Source organism: Streptomyces malaysiensis subsp. malaysiensis, from assembly GCF_040653035.1.
In the GTDB taxonomy this organism is placed as follows: domain Bacteria; phylum Actinomycetota; class Actinomycetes; order Streptomycetales; family Streptomycetaceae; genus Streptomyces; species Streptomyces malaysiensis.
Genome location: NZ_JBEZNG010000019.1, coordinates 191,438 through 204,062 on the forward strand (window position 1 = coordinate 191,438; position 12,625 = coordinate 204,062).

At 70.2% G+C, this 12,625-nt stretch carries 12 protein-coding genes; 8 read left to right on the forward strand and 4 right to left on the reverse strand.

What is annotated here, in order from left to right; translation table 11 throughout:
• Positions 1-3: 3 nt before the first annotated feature.
• The 8 genes from AB0E24_RS31495 (at position 4) to AB0E24_RS31530 (ending at position 8,073) form a co-directional block, all read left to right on the forward strand.
• On the forward strand, positions 4-720 hold the full coding sequence (locus AB0E24_RS31495; RefSeq protein WP_217490158.1) for a GntR family transcriptional regulator: 717 nt from the start codon (positions 4-6) through the stop codon (positions 718-720).
• Positions 717-2,150, forward strand: coding sequence for a xylulokinase (locus AB0E24_RS31500; RefSeq protein ID WP_359382114.1), 1,434 nt, complete (start codon positions 717-719; stop codon positions 2,148-2,150). Before AB0E24_RS31495 ends, AB0E24_RS31500 begins: the two co-directional genes overlap by 4 nt.
• A gap of 176 nt (positions 2,151-2,326) precedes the next feature.
• Positions 2,327-2,935 (forward strand): helix-turn-helix domain-containing protein, encoded by a 609-nt coding sequence (locus tag AB0E24_RS31505; protein ID WP_197710370.1) that lies wholly within the window; start codon positions 2,327-2,329, stop codon positions 2,933-2,935.
• A gap of 105 nt (positions 2,936-3,040) precedes the next feature.
• Positions 3,041-4,240: an NAD(P)/FAD-dependent oxidoreductase gene (locus AB0E24_RS31510; RefSeq protein WP_359382118.1), complete on the forward strand. Its 1,200-nt coding sequence runs from the start codon at positions 3,041-3,043 to the stop codon at positions 4,238-4,240.
• On the forward strand, positions 4,237-4,605 hold the full coding sequence (locus tag AB0E24_RS31515) for a (2Fe-2S)-binding protein (RefSeq protein ID WP_250850801.1): 369 nt from the start codon (positions 4,237-4,239) through the stop codon (positions 4,603-4,605). Before AB0E24_RS31510 ends, AB0E24_RS31515 begins: the two co-directional genes overlap by 4 nt.
• Entirely contained in the window at positions 4,605-6,086 is a 1,482-nt protein-coding gene (locus tag AB0E24_RS31520) for an FAD-dependent oxidoreductase (protein ID WP_359382122.1), read from the forward strand. The genes AB0E24_RS31515 and AB0E24_RS31520 overlap by 1 nt, the downstream gene beginning before the upstream one ends.
• 53 nt (positions 6,087-6,139) lie before the next feature.
• A complete protein-coding gene (locus AB0E24_RS31525; RefSeq protein ID WP_069868679.1) occupies positions 6,140-7,072 on the forward strand; it encodes a dihydrodipicolinate synthase family protein in 933 nt (310 codons plus the stop codon).
• A complete protein-coding gene (locus AB0E24_RS31530; RefSeq protein WP_100804909.1) occupies positions 7,072-8,073 on the forward strand; it encodes a proline racemase family protein in 1,002 nt (333 codons plus the stop codon). The genes AB0E24_RS31525 and AB0E24_RS31530 overlap by 1 nt, the downstream gene beginning before the upstream one ends.
• Positions 8,074-8,148: 75 nt before the next feature.
• On the opposite strand, the gene AB0E24_RS31535 is transcribed toward AB0E24_RS31530, so the two are convergent.
• From AB0E24_RS31535 to AB0E24_RS31550, 4 genes are all read right to left on the reverse strand, one after another.
• Positions 8,149-9,249, reverse strand: coding sequence for a glycoside hydrolase family 172 protein (locus tag AB0E24_RS31535; protein ID WP_232636275.1), 1,101 nt, complete (start codon positions 9,247-9,249; stop codon positions 8,149-8,151).
• Between the two features lie 60 nt (positions 9,250-9,309).
• Positions 9,310-10,107: a carbohydrate ABC transporter permease gene (locus AB0E24_RS31540; protein ID WP_197710513.1), complete on the reverse strand. Its 798-nt coding sequence runs from the start codon at positions 10,105-10,107 to the stop codon at positions 9,310-9,312.
• A gap of 109 nt (positions 10,108-10,216) precedes the next feature.
• Positions 10,217-11,149, reverse strand: a complete 933-nt coding sequence (locus AB0E24_RS31545; protein ID WP_079153334.1) for a carbohydrate ABC transporter permease — start codon at positions 11,147-11,149, stop codon at positions 10,217-10,219.
• A gap of 64 nt (positions 11,150-11,213) precedes the next feature.
• On the reverse strand, positions 11,214-12,530 hold the full coding sequence (locus AB0E24_RS31550; RefSeq protein WP_359382127.1) for an ABC transporter substrate-binding protein: 1,317 nt from the start codon (positions 12,528-12,530) through the stop codon (positions 11,214-11,216).
• Between the last annotated feature and the right edge of the window lie 95 nt (positions 12,531-12,625).

A 12,625-nucleotide genomic window follows, 5' to 3' on the forward strand; every position in this document is an offset into this window, starting at 1 on the left:
AGCATGTCGCGCGCACCGCGGTACCAGGTGATCTACGACGACCTCGTCTCGCAGATCCGTGCTGGCGCCCTCAGCAAGGATTCACGGCTGCCCGGCGAGACGGAGCTCGCCAAGCAGTACGGAGTCAGCCGCATGACGGTACGCCAGGCGCTGGACCTGCTGGAGTCGGAGCGCTTCGTCATACGACGGCAGGGCAGTGGCACCTTCGTCAGCGATCACGCCGAGCACGGGCGCCGGCTCAACCGCCTGCGCTCGTTCGCCGATGAGATCGCCGACACCGGCGGAACGGCGTCCTCGCGGGTGGTGCGCTGCGAGACCGCGCCCGCGTCGGCCGAAGTGGCCGAAGCCTTCGGTATCGCGGAGGGTGATCTGACCAACCGGCTCACCCGTGTGCGTCTCATCGGCGGCGTGCCCGCGGCCCTTCAGGACGCCTGGGTCCCGTACTCCGCGGCCCCGTCCCTGTCCCGCGAACCGCTGGTCGACGACTCCCTCTACCGCACGCTGACCAAGCGCTTCGGCGTCGAGCTGCGCTACGCCGACCAGTCCATGGTGGCCGTCCTGCTCGACGCGGAGCAGGCGGACCTGCTCGGTACCCTGCCCGGACGGCCCGCGCTGGAGATCCATCGCACCACTTACGGTTCTCGCGGCGAGGTCGTCGAGTTCACCACCAGCTGGACGCTGCCCGAGTTCCCCTTCCTGATGCGGATCGACGCCGAATGAACGCACATGTGATCGCGGTGGACGTCGGCACGTCAGCGGTGCGCGCGGCCGTGCTGGACACCGCCGGCCGGCTTCTCGCCCATGAGCGCGTGCCCCGCGCGTCAGGGCTCGGCGGCGACACCTTCGACGCCGACACCCTCGAGCAGGACGTACGAGCCGCGCTGAGGGGAGTGTCGGGAGGCCCGACACCCGTGGCGCTGGCCATCGCCGCGCATATCGGCACGGTCGCCGTCGACGCCGGTCTGCGGCCTGTCGGCCGAAGCGGCGGCTGGGCCGACTCCCGAGGCATACGGCAGCTCACCGCGCTCGGTGACGCCTGGGCGGGGCGGCTTCTGGCGGCGGCGGGCCGACCGTGCCTCGCCGGCGGTGCCCTGGCCTGCCTGATGGACCCGGAGGCGGTGGACGCAGAGGAGGTCCACGCCGTGCTGTCGCCCAAGGACTTCCTCGTGGCCCGGCTCACCGGCCGCCTCACCGCCGACACCATCAGCGCCGCCTACACCCTGGCCTCCGATGTGCGCCGTCGCGCATGGAACGTCGATCTGCTCCACGAAGCCAAGGTGGACGTCACGCTGTTGCCGCCGCAGTCGGAGCCGACATCGGTGGTCGGCGAGCTCACCCAGGAGGCCGCGGCGGTCACCGGATTGCCCACCGGGCTTCCCGTCGTGTCGGGCGGCCCGGACGGCTCCGTCGGCATCGGTCTGCTGCTGGGCGGCAGCGAGGACATCATCGCCGACGTCGCGGGCACCACCGACGTGGTGGGCCGGCTGCTGCGCGATCCCGACGCCCTGCCGGACGGCGCCGTGCTCAACCCGTCCGTGCTGCCGGGCCGTTTCGTCGCGGGAGGGGCGACCGGCCTCACCGGGGGTGCCGTCGCGCACTGGCGCTCCCTGGTCGGGACGGTCGAGGACGAACGGCTTGCCGAAGTGCCTCCCGGCGCGGACGGGCTCATCATCCTGCCGAGCATGACCGGTGCGCGCTTCCCCGACTGGCGCCCTGATGCCCGGGGCGCCGTGCTCGGACAGCGCCCCGAGCACGATGCCGCCCATCTGCTACGAGCCGCCCAAGAGGCCGCGGCTCACACTCTGCGCGATGCGGTGGACCGGCTCGACCCCTCGGGCGAGCTGCCCGTCGCGTTCGCCGGCGGTTCCTCCCGCAGCGCCCATGTCGCGCAACTACGCGCCGATGTTCTGGGCAGGCCGCTTCTGCTGTCCCCGGAGCCGGATGTCACCTTGCTCGGTGCGGCGGCACTGGCCCTCCTCGGCTCGGGCGAGATCAGCGACCTGGACGCTCTGCGCTCATGCCTCATCGGCACGCTGCGCCGGGTGGACCCTGACGAGGCCCGCGCGGCGCGGTACGGGGAACTCCACACCCGCTGGCGGACTCTGAAGGACACCACCGACGCCGCGTACGCGGCCGCCACCGGCCTCTAGGCCGGCTCATTATCGGCACCCCGGCCGGCGGGCCTCCGGGGACGAAATGGGTCTTTTCTTGCGGTGCCGCCGCCTGACCCCCGATCCTGATCTGAATAATGAACGCATCCATGGAATGCTCGTACGGTATACCGAACGATGCTCTGTCGAATGCGGTAGGGAAGTAAGGGGAGAGAGTGAGCGTCTCCGAGGGGTCGGTGCGGGGCATGTTGGCTGTCAATCTGCGGCAGGCGAGGCTGGAGCGGGGGCTGTCGATCTCCGAGCTGTCCAGGCGTTCCAAGATCGGCAAGGCGACGCTGTCCCAGCTGGAGTCCGGGGCCGGCAACCCCACCATCGAGACGGTGTTCAGCCTCTCGCGGGTGCTCGAGGTGCCGATCTCGGACCTGCTGGACGCCCGGCCGGCGGGTGAGCTGACCGTGGTGCGCGCGGCGGAGACGGAGGCGCTCAGCGGCGAGGGTGTCGACCTGCGCCCGCTCCAGCGGATCGAGTCCGGCGAAGCCGTCATCGAGGTCTTCGACCAGCGCGTGCGGGCCGGGCGTCGGCAGGATTCCCTCGGCCATGTGGGTACCGAGCACACCATCGTGCAGGCCGGCCGGCTCGGTGTGCGGGTGGAGGGGCGCGAGGTGGAGTTGGGGCCGGGCGACTACGTGCGTTTCGACGCGGCGCGGCCGCACAGCTACACGGCTCTCGACGGCGATGTGCGCTCGGTCCTGCTGCTCCAGTACCGGTCGGATCAGCGGCTGCACCTGCCGCACCCGGCGCCCGGCCCCCGCTCGGCGCCGTGATGGGTCCGCGGCGGGGTCCCGGAATCGTTCCGTCGTGACCGTTGACACGCTTCCTGTCCCGCGCATACTTTTTCCGCGTTCGGTTTAACGAACGAGGAGGGTTCGATGTACGGAACGCGAGTGGCGGTACTGGGAGCCGGGATCATCGGCTGTGCCTGCGCTCGCGAGTTGGCCCTCGCCGGACTCGAGGTCACCGTTGTCGACCGCGGCGCCGCCGCGTCGGCCACCACCGCGCACGGCGAGGGCAACGTACTCGTCTCCGACAAGGGGCCGGGGCCGGAGTTGGAGCTCGCCCAGCTGTCCAGGCGGCTGTGGCCGCAGGTGCTCACGGCCGTCGCCGAGCGGCTCGCGCACGCGGCGCGGGCGGTGGAGTGGGAGCCCAAGGGAGGCATCGTCGTCGCGACCACCGACGCCGGTGCCCGCGAGTTGACCCGCTTCGCCGCCGGCCAGCGCACGGCGGGGGTGCACACCGAAGTCCTCGACGCCGAAGCGCTCGCCGACGCGGAGCCGTACGTCACCCGCGAGCACACCGCCGCCCTGCACTACCCGGAGGACGCCCAGGTGCAGCCGGCGGCCGCGGCCGCCGCCCTGCTCGCCGACGCGCTCGCCGCCGGTGCCGTCCTGCGGACGGACTGCGAGGTGCTTGCGGCGGTCACCCGCGGCGGCCGGATCACCGGGGTGCGCACCTCGTCCGGCCTGCTGGAGGCCGACTGGTTCGTCAACGCCGCGGGCCCCTGGTCCGGCGAGCTGTCCACCCGCCTCGGCGCCCCCGTGGACATCCGCCCCCGGCGCGGCGATGTGCTGGTGACCACGCCGCTGCCGCCGACGGTCTTCCACAAGGTCTACGACGCGGACTACGTGGGTGCCGTGGGCAGCAGCGCCGGGGATCTCCAGACCTCGGCGGTGGTGGAGTCCACCCGCGGCGGCAGCGTCCTCATCGGTTCCTCACGCCGCCGCGTCGGCTTCGACGATCGGCTCCGCCCCGAGGTGCTGTCGGCGATCGCGGTCAAGGCGCTGCGGCTGTTCCCGACGCTGGCGGGAGTCCCGGTGATGCGGGCCTACGGCGGATTCCGCCCCTATGTCCCCGACCATCTGCCGATCATCGGTGCCGACCCGCGGCTGACCGGCCTGTGGCACGTCGGCGGACACGAGGGTGCCGGAATCGGCTTGTCGGTGGGCAGCGCACGGCTGCTGCGCGAACTGATGCTCGATCAGCCGACGGCGATGGATCCGACACCCTTCCGGGTGGACCGCCCGGCCGTGCTGGGCGGCGGCGCGGGCACCGTAGTGGAGGAGGCGGTATGAGCCCCAGACGCGTCCGCGCCGAGTCCGACGCCGTCGGGCGGCGGGACCGGCCGCTGAGGATCACTGTCGACGGCGAGCCCGTCGACGGTATCGCGGGCCAGACCATCGCGGGCGTTCTGCTCGCCGCCGACCGCCTGGCCTGGCGGCGGCAACGCTCCGGCGCGCCCCGCGGCGTCTTCTGCGGTATCGGCGTCTGTTTCGAATGTCTGGTGACCGTGGGCGACGAGCGAGATGTCCGCGCCTGCCAGCGCCGGGCCCGCGACGGCGACGCGGTGACCACACAGACCCGGGAGCCGCGGACCGGGCACGCTCCGGAGCCGTCCCCCCGGAGGAACAGCGACGCATCGGCGGGGGAGGGGAAGTGATGGGGCGACACGTGGCCGTGGTGGGCGCGGGGCCCGCGGGCCTCGCCGCGGCGGAGACCGCGCTGAGCGCCGGTGCCCGGGTGACACTGATCGACTCGGCGGACCAGCCCGGCGGCCAGTACCACCGCATGCTGCCCGAGGCTTACCACGCCGTCCGCCCCGAGCGGCTCCAGCACGGCTGGCGGGACTTCGACCGGCGCCGCCGCAGGGTGCTCGCCCACCCGCGGTGCGCATGGTGGTCCGAGACCTCCGTCTGGGCGCTGGAGCGCCCGGACCCGGAAGAGCCCGGAGTCCCGCGGGTGCACCTGCTGCGCGGCCCGGCCGACGGCGGCGGGAGGCGCCGGCTGACGCTCGCCCCCGATGCGCTGGTGCTCGCCGTGGGCGCCCACGACCGCGTCCTGCCGTTCCCCGGCTGGGAACTGCCCGGTGTCTTCGCCGCCGGTGCGGCACAGGCGTTGGCCAAGGGCGAGCGGGTCGTGGTCGGTGACCGTGTGGTGATCGCCGGTTCGGGACCGTTCCTGCTCCCGGTGGCCGCGTCGCTGCTGGAGGCCGGCTCCCGGGTGCTGGAGGTGCTGGAGGCCGGCACGGCCGCCACCCTGGCCCGCGGCTGGTCACGGCGCCCCTGGCAGTTGGCGGCGCACGCCGCGAAAAGCGGTGAACTCGCCGAATACGCCGCCTTGTTGATCCGTCACCGGGTGCCCTACCGCGTCGGCCGCACGGTCGTCGAGGCACGCGGCGACGGCCGTATCGAGGAAGTCGTCACCGCACGGCTGCGCCCCGACTGGTCGGTGGTGCCGGGCAGCGAGCGTACGTCGCCGGTCGACGCGCTGTGCGTCGCCCATGGCTTCAGCCCGAGACTGGAGCTGCCCGTGGCCGCCGGGTGTGCGCTGCGCCGCGCACCGGGCGGCGAGTTCGTGGCGGTCGACAACGACCAGCGGACCAGCTGCCCGGGGGTGTACGCGGCTGGTGAGATCACCGGGATCGCGGGCGCCCCGGCCGCACGGGCGGAGGGCGCGCTCGCCGGATGGTTCGCCGGTGGCGGGGACTCGGCCGCGCCCGCCCTGCGCCCCCTGCGACGCGGCCGGGACCGGGGCCGCGCCTTCGCCGAACGGCTGGCCGAGGCGCATCCCATGGGTGAGGAATGGACCCAGTGGCTGCGTCCGGAGACCATCATCTGCCGCTGCGAGGAAGCCGATTACGCCTCGGTGTGCCGGGCCGTGGGCAATGAGGCGAGCGCCGGTGCGCGGGTCGCCAAGCTGGAAACCCGCGCCGGTCTCGGCCCGTGCCAGGCCCGCGTCTGCGGCCCCACCGTCGCCGAGCTCGGCGCCCGGCTGACCGGCCGGCCCGCTCAGCGGCACGCCGAGGGCGCGCCGACGGCCGGGCCCCACCGCCGGCCGATCGCCCAGCCCATCCGGCTCGGCGAACTCGCCGAACCCGAACCATCCCCCGAGGACCCCACCGCCGGGCCCCACCCCCTTTGACGGCCGTCGGGCCCGCACGGCACACCAACCTCTTCGGAACGGAGTCGAAGTTCATGAGTGAACCCGAGAAGCGGCAGCTCTCCCTCGGTGGCGTCGTGGTCGCCACCGCCTTGCCGTACTACGAGGACGCGTCCGCCCCGGCGGGCCTGGCCGTGGATTACGACCGGTACGCCCAGCACTGCCGCTGGCTGGTCGACAACGGCTGCCACGGCGTCGGCCCGAACGGCTCGCTGGGGGAGTATTCCTCCCTGACCGACGAGGAGCGGCGCCGGGTGGCCCGCACCGCCGTCGAGGCGGTCGGCGACGCGGCCACCGTGGTCGTCGGTGTGCACGGTGTCGGCTCGCACCAGGCCAGGCACTGGGCCGAGATCGCGGCCGAGGACGGCGCCGACGGTGTGCTGTGCCTGCCGCCGACCATGTACCGCGCCAACCGCGGGGAGATCCTCGCGCACTTCGAGGCCGTGGCCTCCGTCGGCCTGCCGGTCATGGTCTACAACAATCCCATCGACACCAAGGTCGATCTGACCCCGGACCTGCTCGCCGAGATCGCCCGCATCGACAACGTCGTCGCGGTCAAGGAGTTCTCCGGCGATGTGCGGCGCGTTCTGGAGATCAGGGAGCAGGCGCCCGGTCTGGACGTGATCAGCGGCGCCGACGACGTCGTACTGGAGAGCCTGCTGATGGGCGCCACCGGCTGGTTCGCCGGCTTCCCGAACGTCTTCCCCGCCGAGTCGGCCCGCCTGTACGACCTGGCCACGGCCGGAAAGCTGGCGGAAGCCCGCGCGCTGTACGAGCCACTGGTGGCGGCCTTCCGCTGGGACTCACGGACCGAGTTCGTCCAGGCCATCAAGCTCGGCATGGAGCAGGTCGGCCGGTTCGGCGGTCCCTGCCGCCCACCGCGCGGCCCGCTGACGCCGCGGATGCGCGAGCAGGTGCAGGCCGATATGGCCCGCGCCATCGCCTCGATCGAGGGACCAGCCGTCTGATGCGGTCCGTCCGTACGATCAGCGCCGTCGACTCGCACACCGAGGGCATGCCCACCCGCGTCGTCACCGGTGGCGTCGGGCCGATCCCCGGCGACACCATGGCCGAGCGACGCCACCACGCCGTGGCGAACCTGGACGGGCTGCGCCGGTTCCTGGTCGACGAACCGCGCGGCCACTCCGCCATGAGCGGCGCGATCCTCCAGCCGCCGACCCGCCCGGACGCCGACTGGGGTGTGCTCTACATCGAGGTCAGCGGGTTCCTGCCGATGTGCGGGCACGGCACCATCGGCGTGGCCACCGTCCTGGTGGAAACCGGGATGGTGACGGTCACCGAACCGGAGACCATCGTGCGCCTCGACACGCCCGCCGGGCTGGTCGAGGCACGGGTGGCCGTCCATGACGGCCGCGCCGAGAAGGTCACCCTGCGCAATGTGGACGCCTTCGCGCTCGAACTGGACGCGACGGTGCATGTGCCGGGCCTCGGGGACATCCGCTACGACATGGCCTACGGCGGCAACTTCTACGCCGTCGTCGAACTCGACCGGATCGGCCTGCCGTTCGACCGGGCCCGCAAGGACGAGATCCTCGCCGCCGGTCTGTCGATCATGCGGGCGGTCAATGAGCGGAACCGGCCGCTGCACCCGGTCGACCCGCTCATCGGTGGCTGCAAACACGTGCAGTTCCTGGCCCCGGACTCGACCGCCCGGCACTCCCGCAACGCCATGGCCATCCACCCCGGCTGGTTCGACCGCTCACCGTGCGGCACCGGCACCTCGGCGCGGATGGCACAGCTGAACGCGCGCGGCGAACTGCCGCTGCACACCGAGTTCGTCAACGAGTCGTTCATCGGCACCCGGTTCACCGGCCGCCTGGTCGACACCTCCGACGTGGGCGGACTGCCCGCGGTCGTCCCCGAGTTCTCCGGCCGCGCCTGGATCACCGGCACCGCGAACTACCTGCTCGACCCGGACGATCCCTTTCCGCACGGATTCGTGCTCTAGGAGTACCCCCGACGCGCATCGCCAGCGCGCCTTCCGCACCCGAAGGAGCAACCCGGTGAGTGGCCATCACACCGCTCAGCGAGGGCGGCGCTCGGGAGCGGGTGGCAGCGGGGCACGGGGGGAATTCGGTGAGTCCTGATACCAGTAGGCGGTGGTACTCAGATCGTCCTGGCGTTCGAAGAGTCCGTGGTCCCATGCGCCGATCTGTTGCAGCGTCACTCTCAGCCGCTCCTCGAAGTAGATCGGGTCCGGGAGGTGCCAGCGATAGAGGCCGTGCATGGGTGGCATATGGGTGGCGAAGGGCGAGGCCCTCGTGGTGTCGCGCGCCGAGTGGTAGGGGTAGCCGGAGTACGGGGCACTGAAGGTGAGCACCTCGGGCTCCGGGTCGTTGCGCAATGCGTCCTGGAACGCCCACGCCCCACCGGCGTAGTCCTCCAGGCCCGTGCTGCACAGAGTCGGCAGTTCCTCGTCGTCGTCCACGAAGAATTTGACCTCTCCCTCGCCCCACCAGTACCGCTGGAGTGAGGCCAGCGCGATGTATGTGCCGACGTAGGTTCCACGGCCCCGCACTCCGTCGAGCACGACATGGTCCGTGCCCAGTGGCGTGGACCCGTTCGAGCGGCGCCACTGTGCGTGGAAGTAGCCGGTGTCCGCGCCGATCTCGTCGCCCGTGGTGTAGTCGACCTGGTAGAAGACATGGGGCAGATCGGCGTCGTGCTGGCTCTCCAGGGTGAGTCGTGCGTGGGTGCGGAAGGGCATGGGGAAGTACGCGTTCATGCCGCCCGTCGGAGCGACGACGATCGGGACGGACGTCACCAGGGCGCGGGTGGCGAACCCGTTGCAGAAGAAGTCGCCCAGCGGTACTTCGACGGCGGGCGTCTCGGAGCCCTCCCAGTACGCGCGCAGCACGAGGTCGCGCAGGACGAACGGTCCACCGTCGGGTGTCCGCTCGGCGACGGTGATCCAGATGTGCCGGATGACGCCCGGCCCATCGATCTCCGCGAGGGTGAGGGACTCACCGGCGGGCAGGGGCAGATAGGCCGACCCCTTGCGGCCGGGGCCGAGCGGCGATGCCGCCCGTCCCGCGCCGCCGGCCACGCCGGTGCGGTTCTCGGCGTTGATGGACCGGCTGCGAACGCCCCGGTTCGGGCTCAGGGCACTCCACTGGGTGAACACGTATGCTCCTCGGACGGTGTGGATGAGCGGTTGCGACGGCGGATGACCGGTTCCGCACGCTCACTTGACGGCTCCTGCGGTGACACCCCGGCTGAGGGTCCGCTGGAACACCAGGAAGAAGACGAGCGTGGGCAGAAGGGACAGCAACGACCCGGCGTTGAGGACGGTGATGTCGATCGAGTGCTGGCCACGCAGTGTGGCCAGGGCGATCGGCACGGTCTGCGCCGACGGGTCGTTGAGCAGGATGAGGGGGAGGTAGAACTCGTTCCACGTCCAGATGAAGAAGAACACGACGAGGACGGACAGCGTCGGCCGCAGGACGGGGAAGACGACCCGCCACAGGATCTGCCACCGGGACGCGCCGTCGATCACGGCCGCTTCGAGGAGTTCCTTGGGGAGGGTGGTCATGACACTGGCGAGCAGATAGGTGCCGAACGCGGCCTGGAGCACGGTGAAGACGATCACCACGGACCAGACGCTGTTGAGCAGTCCCACCTCTTCCGCGCCATAGAACAGCGGGTAGATGAGTGCCTCCTGCGGCACCATCGTGGCCAGCAGGAGCACGGCGAGGATCGCGCCGTTGCACCGCACCCTGCCGATGCCGATGGCGTAGGCGCTGATGAGGGCGAGCGCGGCGCCCAGGAAGGCGACGGCGCCCGCGATGAACACGGAGTTGCCCAGGGCGACCGGGAAGTCGACGAGCGACAGATAGCGGGAGAAGGCTTGTGGCGTGAATGTGCCCGGCCAGGAGAGGGGCCCGTGCCTCGAGTAATCCGCGCTGGTCTTGAAGGCGTTGAGGACCAGGAGCAGAAACGGCGCGAGCATGACCGTGGCGGCGGTGACGGTCATCAGCAGCATGAGCCATCGCAGGGGGTAGCGATTGCGTCGGCTCTGTTCGGCGGCCTCGGTACCGGGGTGGGGCCGGGTCGCCACGACCGAGGGTGCCGGTGGAATCTCGTCGTTCATGTCAGCCCTCCTGCCGCTCGGAACGGCGCTGCCACACGATGAGCAGGGCCGCGATGGCGAAGATGACCACAGACGTGAAGGTCGCGATCGCGGCGCCGTAGCCGACCCGGGACAGTTCGAAGAAGTTGCGATACGCGTAGTAGGACGGCACTACGGTCGAGTTCTCCGGACCGCCGCCGGTGAGAATGAGGATGGGAGCGAACACCTTCAGCGCACCCACCGTCGCGGTGAGGACCACGAAGAAGACCTCGGGGCGGATCTGGGGCACCGTGATCGCGCGGAACCGCCGCAGCCAACCGGCCCCGTCCAGCTCCGCCGCCTCGTAGAGCTCCGGATCGACCCGTTGCAGCGCGGCCATGAAGACCACCACGGGATAGCCGATCTGGAGCCAGATCAGCATGAGCATCACCGAGTACAGCGCCAGATGGGGATCACCGAGCCAGTCGGGTCCTGACGCGATGCCGATCGAGCGGAGATAGGTGTTGATCGATCCCTGGCGCGGGTCGAGGATCGTGCTCCAGATGAAGCCGGCGACCGCGATCGGCAGGATCTGCGGCAGGTAGTACGTCGCCCGTAGGAAACTCGCGGCCCGGTTGCCGAATGCCTTGCCGATGTAGTCGAAGAGCACTGCCGCGAGGACGATACCGATCAGGGTCGGGACCACGACGATGGCGACAATCATGAACAACGAGTTCCGGAACGAGTGCCAGAATTCCGCGTCGTGCATCAGGTCCAGATAGTTGCCGAGGCCGTACCAGTGCTTCGGCGCCATGCCTCCCTTCCACTGGTAGAGGCTGAGAACTATGTTCATCACGAACGGCGCGGCGACAACGACGGCGAAGCCGGCGGCGATGGGAATCAGGTACAGCCAGTACGAGCCGGACCTGCTGCGCCCTTTCCTGGGCAGACGCCGGTCAGGGACCAGTGCGGACATGGAGGTCTCTCTTCTGCGGGGGACATGCCGGGGTCGCGCCCTCCGGTCCCGGCACGTCCGGCGTCTACTGCTGGGTGGCGTTCTTCTTGCCGTCGTCGTAGAACTTCTGCAATGCCTTCAGGTATTCGTCCGCCGTCTCGCTCTTGTTGGACATGGCCTGCATATGGTTCTGCATGAAGTCGAGGAAGCCGGGCACCGGGTAGTCGGGGTAGAAGGACATGGCCTTCCGCTTGACCAGATCGTCGAACTGCTCCGTGTACTGGCGGGTTAGCTTGTCCTTGATGGCCGAGGCATCACCCGCCAGCGGCAGACCGCCCTGGTTACCGATGTCGTTCTGGACCTCAGCGCTCAGGGTGATGTCGATCCAGTCGTACGCGAGGTCCTTGTCGTTCGATTTCGTCGGCACTCCCCACAGATGTCCTGAGGAACCCATGACCTGCTGGGCGCCCGGCAGCGTGAAGTACCCCCACGGGAAGTTCGCGTCCTTGCGGATACGGGAGAACTGGCTCTGATTCCACATGAGCATGGCGTCGTCGCCGCCGAGGAAGTTGACGATGGCCTGCTCGTAGGAGAGGCCGCCGAGTTTGTCGCCGACGTACCCCTTGTCGATCCAGTCCTGGAACTTCCGTGTTCCTTCCTTCCAGGGGCCGGACCGGAAGTTCACATTGCCCTTGAGGAACATGAAGTCGTCGATCTGCTGCCGGGATGCCGAGGCGGAGACCAGCGAATACCACAGCCACATCTGGTTGAAGCCCTGGCTGGTGTTGGCGGAACTGGAGATCGGGACGTGACCCGCGGCCTTCAGTTTGTCCATGTCGGCCTCGAGCTGGGCCAGGGTCGTCGGTGGCTTGGTGATGCCGGCGTCCGTGAACATCTTCTTGTTGTAGTAGAAGGTCACATATTCGCCGACGTTCGGAACGCCGTACCAGTCGCCGGACCCGGCCAGCCCGTTCTGGTCGTACTGGGCGAACGCGGCCATCGGGCCCGTCACCTTCTTGTCCCAGCCCCGTGCCTTCGCCTCGTCCGTCAACGGCTGGAGCAGGCCCTGGCCGGCAAGCTGGCCGCCGTCCGCGTTGCCCTTGTTGAACTCGACCACGTCGGGGACGTTGTTTCCGGACAGTGTGATCTTCGCGTTCTGGCGCATCGCGTCAAAACTCGTGGTCTGGAACTTCACCTTCACGCCCGGGTGCCGCTTCTTGAATATCGCCACCGCTTTCTGCCAGCCCCCGGCCTGTGCCGAGGTCTGGTCCTCGTACTGGAGGATCGTGAATGTCCCGTCGGATTTCTCGCTCGTGCCGCCTCCGCAGGCGGCGAGGGCCAGGGCGAGCGTGGTGGAAAGACAGACGCTCAGGCAGCGCCGTGTCGTGGGTCGGAGTCTCATGTCGAAGCTCCCTCTCGACTCGTCATTGAACGGAGGTGCTGATGTCGGCCTGCCGTCCTCCGGGCAGGCTCGGCCCGCCGGAGGGACCGGTGGGA